We start from the raw sequence: 19598 nt of genomic DNA, 5'->3' as shown, positions 1-19598 counted from the left end.
CGGATAAATAACTCCATCACAAACGCTTCAAATTAGGTTCTAAAGTCGTGGGCCTGTCATATCATTCAGGTTTACAAGCGTTTCTATAGCCTCAAAATTAGCTGTTTCATGCTTTTGTAAGGCGCAATCAGGTCGAACTTTGTGTTTATATTCAAAGTAATTTTTTACAAAATCTGGCTCTTGTAGACGTTGTTGAAAATATTGAATGGCATCTGCATCGTAATAAGAGACGGCCAAATCAAGCCAATCAAATCCCGCGCAATAATTAATGCTTAATGGAGGAAATATTACCTCTATATCTTCGTCCATCTCATTTTTTAATGCATTAAAATCGCAAAAACAAACGAGAGCTATTTCAAGTTGAGCACTTGTATAACGTTGCCCTAGGGCGCCTTCCACCTTTCTTTTTGCAATTATCAATGTATCTTCTATGTACTCTTCGAAGGTTAATACACGTTTTTTGGGGGTAGTCCTGTGAAAGAAAAGACCAGTTTTATGTTTCATTTTTGCGACCTGGGGTTTTAAAAGGATCTTATTGTATAATTTATTTACATTAAGGTCAATGTTGAATTATGTACTTAAGGCTGGGATAAGTTTTCCATAGTATAATGATTATATTGAAGCAAATAACTTGGAACGTGAGCATCATGTCTAAAAATAAGCAACTTAAACGAGAGAAAGTATCAATCATTTGTGATGAAAATGGCCAATATGTAGTCCAATCGGAAAAACATAGAGGTTTAGTATGCAGTGGTGGGGGGGCTAAAGGTATTGCGTATATGGGGATGCTCAAAGCGCTGCAAGAGCGTGGTTACCTTGAGCAATTAACTCATGTAAGCGGTGCTTCGGCAGGAGCGATGACCGCGAGCCTTATTGCTGTGGGTATGAGCCCAGAAGATATGACCAAGTTAGTTAACGAATTGGATATCAAGAAACTTCTTGATGTTCAAGGAGTAGGGTTTAGGGCTAAAGGAGACAGTTTCCGAAATTTCCTTGATGTGATTTACATGATGCAAATCAAAAAGCATTTGCAGGATTTGCCTAAGCCAATTCCGGCACACTTAGAAATAAATTACGTGCAATTGTCTAGTAAGATAAGTCTCTACGAGCAAGCTCTTGCTGAACAAGGTATAGAAATTAAGAATGTTGATGATGTGATCAAATTGGCACAATCGGTTAAGAGCATTCAAAAAATGAATGTGGCTATGGTTAGTGTGCCTCAACAAATTATAGGCCAAAATAGTGAGGAATTAGAAAATCCACGGATCACTTTAGGCGATCTTGGAGTGCTTCGTGAATTATTACCTGACGCAGAAAAGCATCACATTAAAAATTTATCAGTAGCTGTAACAAATCAAACAAAACAGGAATTAGAACGCTACAGTGAAGGCACTACGCCACAACAATCTATTGCTCAAGTCGTTCAATGGTCAGGAGCACACCCAGTTCTTTTTGTGCCAGGAAAAAATGCCAAGGGAGAGTTTGTTGCTGATGGAGGCATCTTAGATAATATGCCTGAAATTGAAGGCTTGAATCGAGAAGAGGTCTTATGTGTTAAAGCGGAGGCCGCGGGAGCCTATGAAGCTCGGGTTCAAAAAGCAGAGCGACATCTCCCAGAAATAGTGTCTGCATTTAAACACGCTTTAGATTCGGTAATTACTTATGCTATTGGTGGGCAATGGCTGAAAGCTACTGCTGCATTATTAAATCGTGAAAAAGTATTTCATCACATCGATAATATGATTTATATCAATACCGGTGATGTCACTACGACTACGACAGCTCCAACTGAAGAGCAAAGAAAGCAAGCCATTAAAAATGGATATGAGCAAACTTCAGCACAGCTTGATAAACATAGAAAAATATTTAGTCATCCTTTATTAGCAGTACTGTATGTCGGAATAGATCGATTAGATCAAACGATGCTCGATGAACTACATAATCCAGAGGTATTCCATGCGGCAGCCTATGCAAAAATCATTACCCGCTTGCAAGAGCAAATTGTGCATGAAATTAGCTTGGGCCAATACAATCATATACAGAATTATGCAAAGCAAATCGACTATCTGTTAATTGATCACGATCATCTAATCGGTATTAATGAAGAACAAAAAGAACAAGTACTTGCTTTATGTTATAAGCAAGTGAACCATCTTACTGATGGTAAATTCCTTGAGCATATGGCTAAGGTTGCAGCAAAAGAACTTGCAGCGGCTCAGCCTGGTTGGGGAGTCCGAATATTGAGTTTCCTTTTGAAACCTATAGAGTGGGTTCTCTCGCTGTTTAAATCGTCATCTCTTGCATCTGATGAAAAGACAACTCCAGAGGCATCTAATTCCGTAGCTCGCTATAAGCAGGTGCTGGCCGAGGAAGATCCAGCTCATTACACTGAGGAAGATCCAGATAATTACAATGATGATTCTGTAATCAGGGCATCTCTGTAACTTATTATGAGCCTAGATGTTGAAGAAGTATTTGCAGCGCTTCCCAATGAAACTTATTGGAAGTTATTGATTGACTATGAGTATTGGGTTGACAATGATGCGTCCATTTTCGATAAGCAAGATTCGCCTGGGTACCTGAAAAGGGTATCTAAGGGTTTCTATATTTATTAGAAACCATGAATGAGCTTGTAACCTGTGACTTAATTATTAAGTTACATGATATGGCTTATCATGAGCAAAGAAACCAATATTTGGGTTTTAAGCCGCATGTCGCATCCGGTTTAACTGCCGAATCAGTCACTCTTGATGGATTAAGAGAGTTAATCAATAAAATAAAAAGTGATACGCCAAATGGTGCAGTAGAAAGTCCGAAGCGATTTTCGGGATACAGCGTTTCAGAACTTATTACTGAGATTAAACGAGGGCAATGTAATTTTAGAGAGCTTTGCACCGAACAGTATGAAAAACAAAGTTCCTTACACGAGTTCATCCGTCAAAAAATTAGTTCACAAAACTATTTGGGGCATTTAGGAGTTTTTAGAGAGCATACTCTAGAAGAAGGTGAAGCGACTACATTAAACCACAGTGCATTATTTAATTAAGAGGGTACGAGGAATAAGTGCCACATCCTTGTGGAACTGCCTCGATCCGTGAAGCGATAGTACTCCCTGCACGACATCCTTTGTCTTTCCTCGTGTATAGAGCATAGGATATGTAACTTAAAATGTCAGGATGACAGAAGCTCAATTTACTGTAAGATATTTCTCAATTACATCAACTCACTTTTGGTGTTATTCTAAAATATATTAAAAAAGCGTATTGCGGGATAGGAGAGGTACATGAATGCAAATAAAGGAGGGTTTGTAATTAGCATACGAGCTCGCTTATTCATTGGATTTATGGCGCTGGGCTTACCTTTATTGTTTTTAATTATCTTTTTAATTCCTAAAGTACATACCATTATTTATTTAAATCAAAAAATAGGTAAGGAAAGTTTACCGCAAATTCTGGACAGCCAAATCCTGCAAACTCAAGATACACTTGAGGAATGGGTAATGACCGGAGACATTCGAGCTCGCGAACATTTTCAGCATCTATGGGAAGAAATTAATAGTGCAAGAGAAGTATGGGATACAACGATACATTCTCTCGATAACCCTCGATTACGCAAAGAATGGGACCGATTGCAAGAATTATATGTGTCTCTTTATAACGTTCAATCAACCATAATAAATGCCCCCAGAAATGTTAACGATAAAGACAGTGTAGAAAATAGTAAAGCCAATACCCAGGCTCTTATAAAAGAAATGATTTCTATTCTGGATGGGGTTTACTCTACGGCAAAGGGAAAAAGGGTAGGCGGTATATTTAATATATTGGCAACTGGTGTTGAGCGTAGCGCAAATTTAATTAGTACTGATTTAATCGCATTAGAGCGGTTTGCTTATGGGCTATTAATTTTTGCGGCTTTATTAACTTTAATTGTTCCTTATATGACCCAAAGAGCTATATCTGGTCCAGTAGAGGAAGCAATTAATATAGCAGAACAAATTGCTGCTGGAGAACGTAATATTGAAATTAACATTCTCTCCAAAGATCAGCTAGGAAAACTGCTTTCATCGCTTAAAGTCATGCAAGAAGCCATTAGGAATAATGAAAAAAGTCTTCGCATTAAAGAGGAAGAGTCTCGAGAGTTATTTGAAAAATTAGTTAGTTCGTCGAGAAAATTTAGAGAGCATAGCAGTAAAGTTGCTGCCGGAGATTTAAGAGAGCGTCTGAAAATTGATGAGCAAGACGTTTTACAGGATTTAGGTACGGATTTAAATTTAATGACGGATGGGTTGGCTTCTATTACTAAGAAAATTACTAAGGTTAGTAATGATATTGTGAGTATGGTAGAGATGGTCTTTTCTTCAGCAAATGAACAATCAGAAGGCATTATTTCTCAAGCCTCAGCAATTAATGAAATTAGTGCCTCTTTAGAGGAAATTGATAAGAGTTCGAAGCAAACAATGGCTAAGGCGCAGGCTCTTAGAGAGGTTGCTAAAAATACGTATGAACAAGGGAGACTAGGTACTGAATCAGTAGAACAGAGCATTGTAGGTATCAAGGCTTCAGAGGAAAAAATGAAGCTTATTGCGCAAACGATTCTTGATTTAAGTAATCATACACAACAAATTGGAGATATTACTTCGGTAGTGAATATGTTAGCACAGCAATCAAAAATGCTGGCTTTGAATGCTTCGATTGAAGCATCAAAAGCAGGAGAGGCAGGAAGAGGATTTGCTGCAGTGGCAACTGAAGTCCGTAATCTTGCTGAACAATCAGAACAGTCAACAGCGCAAGTACAAAAAATTCTTGAGGATATTCGCCGCACTACCGAAAAAGCAGTCACCGTGACCCTTGAAGGAGAAAAAACGCTGGATTCAGGCTTAAAACTCATTGAAAAAGCAGGCCAGATTATCCAGGCCCTAAGTAAAATGATTAATGATGCTTCGATTTCAAGTCAGCATATTGAGGCATCCATTCGCCAAGAGGCGGTTGGTATCGAGCAAATCGTCGAAGGGATGAACGAGATTAACCGTACCACAGCAACATTTTCCGGTAGTATTAAAGAGTTGATGGCATTTATCAATAATTTGGATGAGATTGCTAAGCATCTGAAAGACGATATAAATCTTTATAAGGTATAGGGGCGCGAGAAGGTTGGGGTACAGTATTTGCTATACTTATATTAATAAATACTCAAGGAAGAGCTATGAAAATCCAACCAGAAGATCAAATTGGTCCTAATAACACAGGGAAGATGATTTTGCGCGGCTGTTTTATGAATGTATCGCAAGAATGGATGGAAAATACCTCCGGGCAAGTTGGTGGAGTGCTTTCGCGATACCTCAATAATCGTCATGGAGAGGCTACTGGAATTACATTAAAGTTTGGAGAACATGTACCAGATGGACGTGAAGACGGACCTCATCCCTTAGATATCGGATTTATGGCCACTGCAATTTTCAGATTGAACGCATTAGAAAAAAGAGGTGATGCACTGCAAACTGCAACTGCTGCCGATGTTAAAACGCAAGTACAGAAGCAGGTTGAGGTCTTAGACGAAGTAATCCATGATTATACAAAGAAATGTGCTAATGAAGGGATAAGACCTATGTTTACAGGATTACCCGATGTCATTATTGATAATGTATTAGATCGCACGGCCGTTACCCACGCGCAAAGCAATGCGTGGGAAGATAGAGGTGGGCCTGATTTATTTGAGGGGCTTACGATCAATGAAGATGCTGCTAGTCACTATGTGCCCCCATCGCCAATATAATGAATGTTGCAGTTTCGATCAGATTAACTAAACCTTTACAATAGATTAGTGGCGAAACTGCGCCAAGTGACCTAAGCTAGAAGCATAGACGGTACATATTGATCAGCCAATATCACGACATTTGGGACCAGATAGAGAGTGTGGTGTGCATGCTTAGTAGTTTTAAGAAGCCTAAAGTACTCCAGAGGTGTCCGCTTTTGTGACCCAAGACTGCTTTCAATCTTGCTGTTTGTTTAATTCAAATCAAGGGCGTAGTTCTTACGCCCTTTTCATTTTATATTACATAGAAAAACTGCTAACTTAATAATCCAAAAAAATACCAAAAAGGGATAGAAGCAATTACGATCCCCAGTTTTAAGAACGAAAACCAAGCATTTAATTTAAGCAAAGGATTCAGATGAAAATTATTATTTGGTTTTAACAACTCCTCAAAACACAGAAAATAACTGGACTGGTAAGGGAAAATCCAGGCTTCTGTAGCCACCAAAATGACAAAGGCAACCACCCAATTACTAATTGAGCTGTGATTGGCAATAGGCATAATTAAGGTAAATAAAATTGCGGGGGCAATCATCGTACCCAGAAGCAACCCGGTTAACCAACTAATAACATAAACTACAATGATGAAGTAGAGATAATTCATTGTTGCCAAATGGTTTAACCATTGAAAATGTTCCAGAACCCAAGTTTCCAGACCTGTATTCTGTAAGGCATGCATGATGCCAATGATGGCGCCAAAATAAAATAAAAAACTCCAGTTAATTTTAGAGGCCAACTCTTTTGTATTTAATGCCCCAGTACTGAATAACAAGACGAAAATGCTCAAACAAGTCCACGAAGTAGACGTATTTTTCCAAGTGGCAATAGCAGAGCCTGCAATAAAAAGTCCAAGGCATAATAAGGCAATACATTCATCAAATGACAATTTTCCTAAGGTTTTAAACTCGTTTTTTAATTTAAGATGATCCATTTTTAACGGAGTTGTTGGTTTGAAAACTCGAGATTGCATCAAAAAGAATAAAGCAACCAGCAAGATTCCTGGAAAAGAGGCGGCCCATAACCAGCCCAACCAATTTCCTTGCCATTGATTTTGTTCTGACAACAAACCAAACACAATAAAGTTGCTTGATTTACCTGTAAGGAAAATAGTCGATAATAAAATACAGCCATTAAAGGCAGCATTTGCTAAGGCATTTGCTGTATCACTGCGGGGATCAATAGTGCTACTTTCTAAAATATCATCTAACAACGGAGCCATTAGGGCAACTCGTGAGCTTTGTACACTCATTATTGGGGTGATAAGCGCACCAAAGAGGAACAAAAACTTTTGTAGAAAGGACTGTTTAGAAGGTAAGTGTATTAATAAAATTAATGACAATCGATAGAACAAACGTGATTTAGTAATAATGGCACCAACAGCAAATACACTTGTAGCAAGAAAAAAACTGTTGGAACTGTAACCTGAAAGGGTAATATTTTCTGGGGCTATATGGAGAAAAATGGAAGCTAAAATGAGAATTAATGCAGGGATATATTCAGGAACCAATCTTAAAATCCACATCAGCAATGCGGCAAGTAGGGTAACGGCAAAGCTTGCCTTCGCGAAGTTTAGCGCCATACTTTGATGTAGATATAAAGTCAGTATGACACCACACAGTGCGAAGATGATGAAGGCCTTCCATGGTATTGTTATTACTCTTCCAAGCAATGTCTTCTTTAGCTCAAAAATCATGTATTATTTTTATGTCATTAATTTATCAAGTAAGCTGTGAATTTCAAAAATACGCTCCTCTGGAGTCGTACCATCCAAGGTAAAACGTAAACGTTGTGGGCCTTCCATTTGATAGCGTTTGGCATGCACTTGAATCAGACTTATTAAAACTCCAGGATCAATTGAGGGGGTTTCATTAAAGTCTATTTTGCCTTGTTGTGCGCCGGCGCTGATTTTTAGAACGCCCATTTGCTGGGCTTTTAATTTTAAATCAGTGATTAACAGTAAATGTTTCACAGGTGGGGGTAATAAACCAAAGCGGTCAATTAACTCGATTTGCAGCTCATGCAATTGTTGTTTGTCTTTGGCATTAGAAATGCGCTTATACATAATGAGTCGATTATGAATGTCACCAATATAATCCTCAGGGATAATTGCACTAATACGCAAGTCAATTTCAGGACCTTGATACATTGGGGCAGACAGTTCGGGTATTTTTCCTGCCTTTAAGTCGCTGACAGCTTTGTCGAGCATTTCCATGAATAGGCTAAAGCCAATTGCGTGCATATTACCGCTTTGCTCTGCACCTAACAGTTCACCCGCACCGCGAATTTCCAAATCATGGGTTGCTAAGGTAAAACCGGCACCTAGGTCTTCTAAGGATACAATAGCTTCTAAACGTTTTATTGCGTCAGAAGTTAATGATTTTTCATTTGGGGTTAATAAATAAGCATAAGCCTGATGGTGCGAACGGCCAACACGACCACGTAATTGATGTAACTGAGCTAACCCAAATTTATCTGCGCGATCAATAATGATAGTATTGGCTGTAGGAATATCGATTCCCGTTTCAATAATGGTGGTGCATACCAATACATTAAAGCGGTGGTGATAAAACTCAGACATTACCCGCTCTAATTCGCGCTCACGCATTTGACCGTGCGCAGTACGAACCTTGGCTTCAGGAACCAATGTTTGTAGATCCTGACTAATACGCTCAATGGTCTCCACATTATTGTGCAAGAAGAAAACCTGCCCGCCTCTTAATATTTCACGCAAAATTGCTTCACGAATGGTGGGATCTTTCTTTTCCTGCCAGAAGGTTTTAATTGCCAAACGTTTGGCGGGCGGAGTAGTCATCAGTGATATATCACGGATTCCTGCCATTGCCATATTCAGCGTTCTTGGAATGGGGGTCGCCGTCATTGATAAAATATCAACATGAGTACGCAATGCTTTGATGTGCTCCTTTTGCTTAACGCCAAAACGGTGTTCTTCATCGATAATTAATAGGCCCAGATTTTTAAAGGCAATAGAGCTTTGAAATAGCTTGTGCGTACCAATAACAATGTCGACCTTCCCGGACTTTAATGAGGCTTGCACCGCCTCTGTTTCTTTGGCTGAGCGAAAACGCGACAGCAGTTCAATGTTCACTGCAAAATCAGCAAAACGATCTCTGAATGATTCAAAATGTTGCCCGGCAAGTAGGGTAGTTGGTACCAGTACACAAACTTGTTTGTTATTTTGCACAGCAATAAATGCCGCGCGCATGGCGACTTCAGTTTTACCAAAACCTACATCACCGCAAATCAAGCGGTCCATGGGTTTGGTCGAAGACATGTCATTCATGATTTGGTCTATAGCCTGCAGCTGATCTACAGTCTCGGTAAAGGGAAAGGCACTGGCAAAGCGTGCATATTCGTTGTGACTGACTTCATATTGATGGCCTGGTTGTGCTTCTCGCTTCGCGTAGAGATCAAGAAGTTCGATGGCCACATCATGAATTTTTTCAGCAGCTTTTTTCCTCTCTTTTTGCCATTGGTCCGAACCCAATTTATGCAAGGGAGCATGTTCGCTGTCTACACCTGTATAGCGGCTAATTAAATGTAAGGAGGTAACCGGAACATAAATTTTATCTTCACCGGCATAAGTTAAAACTAAAAATTCTCTGGCAGTACCGTTGCTCTCGATGTGCTGTAATCCCTGATAACGTCCCACGCCAAATTGTAAATGAACGACTGGGGCACCTAAACGCAATTCAGCCATATCTCGGATAATTAAATCCGGGTCAACCGTTTTTTGTGCACTACGTCGTTGAGGAGTACTTTGCTCCCCAAATAGCTGCGACTCTACAATTAAAACCGTATTGCTCTGCGTTAATTCACAACCGGTAACCAAGGCTCCGGTGGTGATATTAATCGGAGCGGTATCCTTGATAAAATCATGCCAACTGCTTTGAATTTTAGGAAGGATGCCACTGGGTTTAAGCAGGTCAAGTAATACTTCGCGGCGTCCCGCACTTTCTACCACGATTAGATAACGGCGAGAGGTATCCGTACAGTATTCACGTAAACGGCTCAACGGCTCTTGTGTTTTTCTATCAATAGGCAATTCAGGAGCTGGAGTAATATCAAAATTCGTTACTGCACCTTTTTTACTACTCGGTGTATGGAATAAACGCAATTGTTGATATTCATTAGCTTTGGTTAAAAGCTCAGATGGATTAAGAAAGCATGCTGTTGGCTCAAGAATAGGGCGGCTGATGTCATAACGGCGTTGTTCATAACGCCCGGTTAATTCCTGCCAAAATTGTTCGGCATTATCTTGAATGTTTTCAATCAAACAAACTTTGGCATCTTGAGGCAAATAATCAAAAAAGGTGACGGTTTTTTCAAAAAATAGTGGTAGATAGTATTCTATGCCAGCAGGAAATTGCCCATGACTAATGGCTTCATAGATGGGGCAGTTGCTGGGATTTCCCGGGAATAATTCACGAAATGCCCTGCGAAATAGGGTTTGGCTTTGCTCATTGAGTGGAAACTCACGTGCTGGTAATACGTTTATGTAAGGTATTTTCTCTATAGTGCGTTGGGTTTCGGTATCAAACTCCCTTAAACTTTCGATTTCATCATCAAAAAGCTCGATACGAAAGGGTCGGGTAGAGCCCATGGGATATACATCAATAATTGAGCCGCGTAAGGCAAACTCACCATGCTCTAATACTTTATTAACGCAATGATAACCCGATTGCTGCAGCTGGTTTCTGAAGGCTTCCAGATCCAGTTTTTGCCCCTTCTTAAGCATTAGGGCATATTGATTTAAAAACTCAGGGGGACAGAGTCGATGCATTAAAGTGTTTGCAGAAGTAATAATAATGGCATCGCTGACTTGCTGAATGCGGCTTAAGGTATAGAGCCGTTCTGAAATAATATCTTGATGTGGAGAAAATTGATCATAGGGTAAGGTTTCCCAATCAGGGAAAAATAAAAGTTCTTGCTCTGATTGTTTTGGATTTAAAAAGAATTCTAATTCAGACTGCAATTGATTGGCGCTGAGATTGTCCTGAGCAATGAGTAATTTAATGCCCGGCGTTTTTTGGCAATATTCGGCTAAAGCAAGAGCTAAGCTACTGCCATGGAGTTGCCCCCATATTTGTTTGGTCTGTGTGTTTTGGTAGAGTAATGTTTCCATGTTTATTATTTACTTAATCTTCAAAAATTAAAAATTCGTAGCTCGTATTAGACGAAGTCGTAATACGGGTGGTTGCGGCACAAATCCCCGTATTACGCTGGGCTAATACGGGCTACACTATTTGATATTTAACGGTAGCCTGGTTGCTTGCAACCAGGAATTCTTTTTACTCTGCCTATACCAGAGTCCTATCTGGTTATTACTTTGAGGAAAACCTGGTTGCAAGCAACCAGACTATGCCTATTGGAGCTTAGGATATCCGCTATATGTTTCTTGCTGATTACCATGGCCACCAAGTTGAGGATAAATTGGCTGATAGCTAGGCTGGGATGGTTGCTGGTAAATCGTCTGATAACTGGGCGGGCTCTGAGTTTGGGCAACGTGTTGGCCATATGAAGGTGGCATTGCCTGGTTAAACATTTGATATGAATCTTGTTTTGCTTGCGGCGCTCTTGCCTGGTGAGAACGATAAGTTGGATAGTCCTCTTCTTGGGCTCTAGAAGAACAACAACAAGATTTTAGTAGGCTGAAGAAACCGCCAACGACATCCATGGTAATGCCTAATGCATGAAGGCCTACAAAGGTTAAGGCCGCCACTGCGCCTGCTTGATATAGAACATTGGAGCCAACATAAGCAGCAATAGATAATCCAAAAAGGGAGAAGTTAGCAACGGTAGCTAAAGCACCAGGCCAGAAAAGTAATCCTGCGGCTACCAAAAGACCAATGGTCATTGCTGTTTTGGCGAATTGGAAATAGTTATATAGTGTGATCACAATGTTTTACTCCAGTGTTGTAAAATCGAGGTGGATTGTAGCAAACAAATTGGGAAGTTAGAATATAAACTGTTCAATTTGTTAATGTGTTTATTCTAAAACACGATTCATCCTTCCCAACAAACTTATTTTAAGCCTCCTGACTTATTTCATCCGTTTCAATTAATTCTATTTCTTCTAAATCGATATCTACTGATTCAATTTTTTGAAAGCGAGAGCTAATCTTTTTCGCCGAAGTATTCACTTCGCTCACATCTTGATGTGCCAGATTAATATGTTTGGATAATTTATCCATCCTCTTTTCAAAACGTTGAAAATCATCTGCTAATGCATGTAAATGTTTTTGAATAATATGGATTTGTTTGCGGGTGGCATCGTCTTTAAGCACCGCTTTTGCGGTGGTTAGAACAGCCATTAAGGTGCTGGGAGAAACCATCCATACTTTCAAGCGTTGCGATAAGGCAATTAAATCAGGATAGTTTGCATGAATTTCTGCGAAAATTGATTCGGCAGGAATGAACATCATGGCGCCATCACTGGTTTCGTTAGGGATAATGTATTTTTCTGCAATGTCTTTAATGTGCTTTTGAATATCTTGGCGAAATTGCTGTTGCAAGGTTTTGCGTTCAACAGAACTTACTTCGCTATTAATAATACGTTGATAAGTTTCTAAGGGGAATTTCGCATCAATCACTACATTTCCTGTAGGGTCTGGCAAAAACAAAATACAGTCCGCACGCTTTTGATTACTCAGGGTGTACTGCATTTGATAGTGGGTTGCTGGAATCATATTCCCAATTAAGGCTGAGAGTTGAACTTCGCCAAAGGCTCCACGGGCTTTTTTATCAACTAATACATCTTGCAAACTGACCACATGACTTGAAAGCTCCGTAATTTTCTTTTGTGCCTCATCAATAATGGTTAGTCTTTTTACTACATCAATAAATGTTGATGAAGTTTTTTCAAACCCTTCCGTAAGCTTATGATTAACCTGTTGCGTTAGGCTATGTAAATGGGTGCGAATTTCCTCGGTGAGAATTTGTAGATGAGAGGTGAGGGAACTGGCGTGTTGTTTGAAGCTATGGCTTATTTGCTCACGTACGTCAGTCATTTGTTTGTGTACGGTGTCATGAATTAATTGTTGGGTAAGTAACTGTCCCTGACCGATTTTTTCATTGATATCAAGATGTACTTGATGCAGTTGATTGGTAAACGTTTCAAGCACTTTTTCATTAAGTTGGGCACTTAATTTTTTGTGTTGATTTTGCTTAACTAAGAACCAAATAAAGAAGAAAAACTGTAGGGCAATTGCCAATGCAACGCCCTCAAGCAGGGTAAACGAAGATAAAAATTGCATGCATTAATCCATGAGTTTGCTAAGTTTTATTGGCTCATCATATTGATAAACGGTTTTTAATTGACCGTAATCAGTAAGATGCAGATAACCAACGGATAGCGTATCCTCTGTTAAATGCTTGGAATTGTCAAAGCTAAATTTAATCGTTTGCTTTCCTGGTTCCAACCACTGTGCGCTTTGAGCTGTTTCCACTGGCAACAGCTTTCCCGTACTGTTGCGATTAAAAAGTACTGTTTGTAGTGCATAGCGACTAGCAGTAGCTACATCCACGGTTGCCGTAAAGGTTAGTGGAGTAGAGGATACCTTTTTCAGTGCGATTAAGCTTGCAGATGGAATTGAGTAAGAAAATGCGCTTCGTGCAGTACGACGTACATAGCCGTCTTCTTGCTCACTGAATACTTCTGCTTCCACATACCAATTGTCACCCTGTGTATTTAACTCAGACAGTAACCTTGTTTTCGCCTTAAATTCATTACGTTTTACTCTACTCAGTTTTAACGGAATAAACTCATCATTGGTGCCTATTAATGACACACTAAGATCATCTACAGAATAGTCGGTGTCATAATCTTTTAAGGAAATTGTTGCTGAAAATTCATCACCATATTGATACTGCAAAGAACTTGGTTCAACTTTTAAATAGAGTAATGAAAACTTATCAAACACGTTAATCAGGTAGGAATTAGCATCATTGGCTGATGTGGTTTGGCTTTTAAGAATAAAGGTACCAAAGCCTAGTTCGGGCTTAAGTTGAGTCATGGTTTGATGCTCCGCGGCGAGCAATGATTCATCAAAATCTTCATCGTTAGAGTACAGCGCGGAAGCTTCTTTCAGACTTAGATGCAGCTTTTGTGGTGTTTGCAGTGCTAAGGAGGGCACAGATTTTTTTTGTAGGGGAGTAATGCGCACCACAGCCCCGGGGGCGCGAGTCGATATGGCAACACCCTGGCGTAGCTGTTCCAGAGTAATGACTTGATTATAGCTATAACTTTTCTGATCATTACTAACCTGATGTGCTAAGGGCGTTTGCGCGATTGTCCAACTCGCACGTAAGGTTTCATGAGATAACTTATCGCACTCATTACATTCATAAGCTTTGGTAGGATGCTGAGGTAATGTATATGCATGGGCTTGACTCAAGCAAAATGCAGACATTAAAAAAAGATGGGTTGTTTTCATTGTACAGCTCCTTCTGTAGCTAAGGCACTTATAAGAATTTTGTCCAGTCCAAAGCAGGAATGTCTGCTTTGGTTATGACTTAAAGTCCAATTGTTTTCCAGGCGATCTTTATCGTGAAACCAGACTTCTCCTGCTGCCTCTTGAGAGCTGCAATTTAAAAATCCATCGGAACATTTATCAAGATATAATTTAGTAATTTTTAATCCGCTGTTAAGCAAGTAGCCATTGCAATAACTGGCGGAGGATAAAGGTGATGCAACTACATCGCTCCCAATGATTGGGTTAAACGATACGGGCAATGAAGGGCGCCCTTGGGTACCGAATAATAATTCTTCATTATATATACGCATATCACCGATGCGTTGCTGTTTGATGGCATCGCCATGGAAGCCTAAAACCCAGGATAAGCTTGAGCTCATAACATGGCCACTTAATACTAAGTCAGCAAGGGGGGTGCCTGTGCTCGATGGGGCTAAAGCAACTACTCTTCCAATATGTTTTTTTAGTTCCATGTAGCGATTACTGTATGTAGGGTTTGATAAAATCCAACGCAATACATTACCCCCATTGGAATGGGTATAAACTGTAAGTGTGCTGATATTATTAGCGTGTATGAATTTTAATAATTGTTCCACAGTGCATTCACCAGCAGTTTCATCCCACATGTAATTACTGTAATTACAATGAGTGACGACATAGTTTTCAGGATTTGCTAATCCTTGAGTGACGCTGTCGATAAAATCAACTTTCCAATAACCTCCATAGGCATCCTGACGATGATCTCCTGTTCCATGTACAAAGGCAACGCCTGTATTTTCATCGGCTTGAATTAATGTTGAAAATACAGCTAATAAAAAAGCAATTAAAACACGTTTAAAGTCCATTTTTATCATGCCTCAATATTCGATTGAACCTGTATCTATAGCATAAAATTTAGTGATAAACTAATGTTTTAAGTTCCTATTTAGCCATTTTTATAATGACGTATAAAACACCGGCATTGCGCGCATTAGCGAAGCAATTTAGCGTGATTTTTAGAAGGGGCGGGTTTTACCTTATTAAATTAACGGATAGTTTATGAGTAACGAAATAGCAGGGCAAATTAACCAGTTAAAAGAGAAGATTCGGCAATATGATCATCATTATTATGTGCTCGATGAACCTCTTGTCCCTGATATAGAATACGATCGCTGCTTTCGAGCATTACAGGATTTAGAAACGCAATATCCGCAATTGCTTACTGCAGATTCACCCACACAGCGTGTTGGTGGTACTCCTGCAGATGCGTTTATGCCAGTATCTCACCGACAAGCAATGTTGTCTCTTTCTAACGTGTTTACTGATGATGAACTACACGCTTTTGTAAAGCGCGTCACAGATAAACTCGATGAACCTAATCAACAGTTAGTATTTGTTTGCGAACCCAAGCTGGATGGGTTGGCTGTTAATCTCACTTATGAAGATGGAATCTTGGTTTCTGCGGCAACTCGCGGAGATGGGACTACTGGTGAAAATATTACCGCGAATATTAAAACAATCGCATCTATCCCTTTAAAGCTGCGAACAGATAATCCTCCTCGTTTTATTGAGATTCGTGGTGAGGTATACATGCCCAAGGCGGGTTTTGCTGAATATAATAAAAAAGCGCAAATGCAAGGGGAAAAAGTTTTCGCCAATCCACGGAATGCAGCAGCGGGAAGTTTACGCCAATTAAATCCGGCGGTTACGGCACATCGGCCACTGGCAATTTATTGCTATGGTATTGGTGCTTGTGAGGGCTATAAGCTCCCCGAAACTCACTGGCAGCAATTAGAGTTGCTGAAGGAGTTTGGCTTTCGTGTGTCGTCTGAAACTAAGCGTGTTAATGGAATGGCTGGTTGTTTGGATTATTACCATAGCATCCTGGCAAAACGGGAGCAGTTGCCTTTTGAAATTGATGGCGTTGTTTACAAAATCGATAGCATCCGCTTGCAACAGCAATTAGGTTTTATTTCTCGAGCCCCTCGTTTTGCTTGCGCCCATAAATTTCCGGCGTCTGAAGAAATGACAATATTGCTTGCCGTAGATTTTCAGGTTGGGCGTACTGGCGCCTTAACTCCCGTAGCGCGTTTAGAGCCGGTGAGTGTGGCAGGGGTTACCGTGAGTAATGCGACCTTACACAATATGGATGAGATAGCCAGAAAAGACATTCGCATTGGCGATACCGTGATCATTCGTCGTGCTGGAGATGTGATTCCAGAGGTGGTTTCGGTGGTTATGGAACGGCGGCCTGAACAGACGCAAATGATTCACTTACCGGAAAAATGCCCTGTTTGTGGTTCTGATGTTGTACGTGAAGAAGGGGAGGCAGTTGCTCGTTGTGTCGGAGGTTTATTCTGTAAAGCACAATTAAAACGAATGATGTGGCATTTTGCTTCGCGTAAGGCAATGTACATTGAAGGTTTAGGTTCTGTATTAATTGAGCAATTGGTGGATGAAGGCTTCATTCGGCATTTATCGGATCTTTATGAGCTTGATGTGGCTATGTTAGAAAAACTGCCCCGCATGGGGGCTAAATCCGCACACAATTTATTACAGGCTTTAGAGGAGAGTAAAAAAACGACCTTTAGTCGCTTTTTATATGCTTTAGGTATTCGCGAGATTGGTGAGTCCAGTGCTCGAGTTTTAGCGGAGCATTTTGGTGATATTCCTGCAATTGCAGCCGCTACCGAAGAAGAGTTAATGAGTTTAAATGATATTGGTCCGGTAGGTGCGTCTTATGTAGTGCATTTCTTTGCTCAAGAACACAATTTACAAATCATTAAACGCTTATTGGAGTTAGGAATACATTGGCCAATAATCGAGAAAAAACAAATCAACCAGGAGAATCCATTTTTTGGTAAAACGGTGGTTTTGACCGGAACTTTAAGTAGTATGGGGCGAGAAGAGGCGAAGGCTAAATTATTGGCTTTAGGGGCGAAGGTTAGTGGCAGCGTGTCTGCGAAGACGAGTTATGTGGTTGCCGGGACTGAAGCTGGGTCCAAGTTGGATAAGGCGACTAGTCTGGGCGTGACGGTTTTGGATGAAGAACAGTTTTTGGGCTTGATTGCTGGGTTATAAAGCGGCTGTTGGTTGGTTCTGGGGCTATATGCTTTGGGGCTAACCCTTAATTAGTTAAAGAATAAGGATGTACCATGATACTAAGAACAGGATTGTTCCTGATATTGATGCTAAGTAGCCTCAATTTAACTTATGCTCGCTCTTGGGTTCTTAACAATCCTTATCCGCAAAGCCAAGCCAACGAACGTATTTTTTATACCTCTTTTGGTGAGCAACCAAAAACCTTAGATCCTGCATTAGCTTACTCGTCAAACGAATACCTATTTATTTCCCAAATTTATGAGCCTTTACTCGAATATGATTACCTGATCAGACCCTATCAATTAGTACCTTCTACAGCGGCTCTGTTTCCACAAATTAGATATTTGGATGCTCAGGGTAAACCTTTGCCCGAAAAAAGCGAAATAGTACCGGCTTATACCGTATATACCTTACGGATAAAGAAAGGGATTTATTATCAACCTCATCCCGCGTTAGCACGGACCCAAGATGGGCATTATTTGTACCACCATTTAACTCCTGACTATTTAGATGAATATGATATTAACCAGTTATCCGATTTTGCCCATACTGGCACTCGTGAGCTGATTGCAGATGATTACATTTATCAGATTAAACGTTTGGCTAATCCTGCGGTTAGTTCGCCAATTTATGGATTAATGAGTGGGTATATTCTTGGTTTTAAGGAGTATGCAAAAACACTTCCTGGACTAAGCGCGTCCACTGATTTACGAAATTATCCTTTAGCGGGACTCAAAAAACTGGATGATTATACTTTTGAAATCACCTTAAAAGGCCAATACATGCAATTCCTATTTTGGCTGGCCATGCCCTTTTTTGCGCCTATGCCCTGGGAGGCCAATGTATTTTATTCCCAACCAGGAATGAGCGATAAAAACATTTCCCTAGGCTGGTATCCTATAGGTACAGGGCCTTTTATGCTGACCATTAATAATCCTAATCGCAGTATGATTCTAGAAAAAAATCCTAATTTTCATTCGCAATTTTTCCCCCTCGTGGGTTCAGAGGAGGATAAAAAAGCGGGATTCTTGCGTCATGCAGGAGAGCGATTACCCTTAATCGATAAAATCATATTTACTTTAGAAAAAGAAAGTATTCCTCGCTGGAATAAGTTTTTACAAGGGTATTATGATGATTCCGCTATCAGCTCGGACAGTTTCGATCAGGCTATTCACATTAATAAGCACGGCAATGCCACTTTAACTCCAGAAATGCATAGGAAAGGGGTGTATTTAACGCAAAGCCAAGAACCTAGCGTTCATTATCTAGGATTTAATATGCTCGATAATGTAGTGGGTGGGCAAAGCGAGCGCGCGCGTAAATTAAGGCAAGCAATTTCTATTGTAGTCAATGAGGATGAGCGCATTGCTATTTTTTATAATGGGCGGGGAAATGCTGCTCAGGGTCCTATTCCACCAGGTATTTTTGGGTACCGGGAGGGGCAGGTGGGTATTAATCCTTATGTTTTTGAGTGGAAAGATGGCGAGGCTGTTCGACGTTCACTAAGTGATGCGCAAAAATTAATGGCTGATGCGGGCTATCCTGGAGGGATTGATCCGAAAACTGGCAAGGCACTTATCCTACATTATGATACGATGACGACTGGAGGGCCTGGTGATAAGGCGATACTGGATTGGGTGCGTAAACAATTTGCCAGGATTGGTATTGATTTGAATGTACGAGCCACTTTATATAATCGATTCCAGGAAAAAATGCGGACGGGTAATGCTCAAATATTTAGCTGGGGCTGGTCTGCGGATTATCCTGATCCGGAAAATTTCCTATTTTTGCTCTATGGCGCTAATGGGAAGGCAAAGCATGGCGGGGAAAATGCTGCGAATTACCAAAATCCTGAGTTTGACCGTTTATTTGATTTGATGAAAAATCGTCAAAACGATGCAACAAGACAAGAGATTATTGATCGAATGGTGGAAATTGTGCGTCATGATGCTCCTTGGTCTTGGGGATATAATACAGAGAATTTGATTCTGGCTCATAATTGGGTTTCTCCCACGAAGTACAACACTATTGGATTAAGTAGTTTGAAATATGTAGCGGTTGATGTGGCAGAACGTAATCGATTACGACTTGAGTGGAATCAACCCATTTTTTGGCCTTTAGGTTTATTACTGATTTTAGTTTTAGTCTTGGTTGTTCCTCTATTCATCGCCTATGCCAAGAAAGAAAAACAGCCAGCTAAGAGGATTAATTAGC

Annotated in this window: 13 protein-coding genes; 6 read left to right on the top strand and 7 right to left on the bottom strand. The window is 40.2% G+C overall.

The features are described from left to right. Positions 1-39: 39 nt before the first annotated feature. On the bottom strand, positions 40-504 hold the full coding sequence (locus tag J2N86_RS10745) for a hypothetical protein (protein WP_252579452.1): 465 nt from the start codon (positions 502-504) through the stop codon (positions 40-42). A gap of 143 nt (positions 505-647) precedes the next feature. On the opposite strand from J2N86_RS10745, the gene J2N86_RS10740 reads away from it, so the two are divergent. The 4 genes from J2N86_RS10740 (at position 648) to J2N86_RS10725 (ending at position 5772) form a co-directional block, all read left to right on the top strand. Then, on the top strand, positions 648-2444 hold the full coding sequence (locus tag J2N86_RS10740; RefSeq protein ID WP_289781831.1) for a patatin-like phospholipase family protein: 1797 nt from the start codon (positions 648-650) through the stop codon (positions 2442-2444). A 176-nt stretch (positions 2445-2620) separates the two neighbouring features. Next, positions 2621-3046 carry a hypothetical protein gene (locus J2N86_RS10735; RefSeq protein ID WP_252579450.1) on the top strand — a complete coding sequence of 142 codons (426 nt, stop codon included), beginning with the start codon at positions 2621-2623 and terminating at the stop codon, positions 3044-3046. A 237-nt stretch (positions 3047-3283) separates the two neighbouring features. Then, on the top strand, positions 3284-5137 hold the full coding sequence (locus J2N86_RS10730) for a methyl-accepting chemotaxis protein (protein ID WP_252579449.1): 1854 nt from the start codon (positions 3284-3286) through the stop codon (positions 5135-5137). Positions 5138-5202: 65 nt separating this feature from the next. Further along, a complete protein-coding gene (locus J2N86_RS10725; protein ID WP_252579447.1) occupies positions 5203-5772 on the top strand; it encodes a hypothetical protein in 570 nt (189 codons plus the stop codon). A 295-nt stretch (positions 5773-6067) separates the two neighbouring features. Here J2N86_RS10725 and J2N86_RS10720 read toward each other — a convergent pair whose 3' ends face one another. The 6 genes from J2N86_RS10720 to J2N86_RS10695 all read right to left on the bottom strand — a co-directional run bounded on the left by J2N86_RS10720 (position 6068) and on the right by J2N86_RS10695 (position 15148). Beyond that, positions 6068-7504, bottom strand: coding sequence for an SLC13 family permease (locus J2N86_RS10720; protein WP_252579446.1), 1437 nt, complete (start codon positions 7502-7504; stop codon positions 6068-6070). A 9-nt stretch (positions 7505-7513) separates the two neighbouring features. Then, positions 7514-10960 (bottom strand): transcription-repair coupling factor, encoded by a 3447-nt coding sequence (mfd, locus tag J2N86_RS10715; RefSeq protein WP_252582443.1) that lies wholly within the window; start codon positions 10958-10960, stop codon positions 7514-7516. Positions 10961-11194: 234 nt separating this feature from the next. Further along, complete coding sequence (locus J2N86_RS10710; RefSeq protein ID WP_252579445.1) at positions 11195-11728, bottom strand: hypothetical protein; 534 nt, start codon at positions 11726-11728, stop codon at positions 11195-11197. Positions 11729-11858: 130 nt separating this feature from the next. Continuing rightward, on the bottom strand, positions 11859-13085 hold the full coding sequence (locus J2N86_RS10705; RefSeq protein WP_252579443.1) for a DNA recombination protein RmuC: 1227 nt from the start codon (positions 13083-13085) through the stop codon (positions 11859-11861). A gap of 3 nt (positions 13086-13088) precedes the next feature. Continuing rightward, positions 13089-14264, bottom strand: a complete 1176-nt coding sequence (locus J2N86_RS10700; RefSeq protein ID WP_252579442.1) for a DUF4785 domain-containing protein — start codon at positions 14262-14264, stop codon at positions 13089-13091. Further along, positions 14261-15148 carry a hypothetical protein gene (locus J2N86_RS10695; RefSeq protein ID WP_252579441.1) on the bottom strand — a complete coding sequence of 296 codons (888 nt, stop codon included), beginning with the start codon at positions 15146-15148 and terminating at the stop codon, positions 14261-14263. Before J2N86_RS10695 ends, J2N86_RS10700 begins: the two co-directional genes overlap by 4 nt. A 193-nt stretch (positions 15149-15341) precedes the next feature. On the opposite strand from J2N86_RS10695, the gene ligA reads away from it, so the two are divergent. Together ligA and J2N86_RS10685 are read left to right on the top strand one after the other, a co-directional pair. Then, complete coding sequence (gene ligA, locus J2N86_RS10690) at positions 15342-17363, top strand: NAD-dependent DNA ligase LigA (protein WP_252579440.1); 2022 nt, start codon at positions 15342-15344, stop codon at positions 17361-17363. A gap of 74 nt (positions 17364-17437) precedes the next feature. Further along, positions 17438-19597, top strand: coding sequence for an ABC transporter substrate-binding protein (locus J2N86_RS10685; protein WP_252579438.1), 2160 nt, complete (start codon positions 17438-17440; stop codon positions 19595-19597). Position 19598: the final 1 nt, after the last annotated feature.

The sequence above is a fragment of the Legionella lytica genome, assembly GCF_023921225.1.
Lineage (GTDB): Bacteria > Pseudomonadota > Gammaproteobacteria > Legionellales > Legionellaceae > Legionella > Legionella lytica.
Note: the sequence above shows the minus strand (reverse complement) of the source record. Positions and strands in the feature narration are given on the sequence as shown.

Bases quoted from the DNA above. Each gene is read 5' to 3' on its own strand.
- J2N86_RS10745 (WP_252579452.1), bottom strand. From the start codon at position 504: ATGAAACATAAAACTGGTCTTTTCTTTCACAGGACTACCCCCAAAAAA.
- J2N86_RS10740 (WP_289781831.1), top strand. From the start codon at position 648: ATGTCTAAAAATAAGCAACTTAAACGAGAGAAAGTATCAATCATTTGT.
- J2N86_RS10735 (WP_252579450.1), top strand. From the start codon at position 2,621: ATGAATGAGCTTGTAACCTGTGACTTAATTATTAAGTTACATGATATG.
- J2N86_RS10730 (WP_252579449.1), top strand. From the start codon at position 3,284: ATGAATGCAAATAAAGGAGGGTTTGTAATTAGCATACGAGCTCGCTTA.
- J2N86_RS10725 (WP_252579447.1), top strand. From the start codon at position 5,203: ATGAAAATCCAACCAGAAGATCAAATTGGTCCTAATAACACAGGGAAG.
- J2N86_RS10720 (WP_252579446.1), bottom strand. From the start codon at position 7,504: ATGATTTTTGAGCTAAAGAAGACATTGCTTGGAAGAGTAATAACAATA.
- J2N86_RS10705 (WP_252579443.1), bottom strand. From the start codon at position 13,085: ATGCAATTTTTATCTTCGTTTACCCTGCTTGAGGGCGTTGCATTGGCA.
- J2N86_RS10700 (WP_252579442.1), bottom strand. From the start codon at position 14,264: ATGAAAACAACCCATCTTTTTTTAATGTCTGCATTTTGCTTGAGTCAA.
- J2N86_RS10695 (WP_252579441.1), bottom strand. From the start codon at position 15,148: ATGGACTTTAAACGTGTTTTAATTGCTTTTTTATTAGCTGTATTTTCA.
- ligA (WP_252579440.1), top strand. From the start codon at position 15,342: ATGAGTAACGAAATAGCAGGGCAAATTAACCAGTTAAAAGAGAAGATT.
- J2N86_RS10685 (WP_252579438.1), top strand. From the start codon at position 17,438: ATGATACTAAGAACAGGATTGTTCCTGATATTGATGCTAAGTAGCCTC.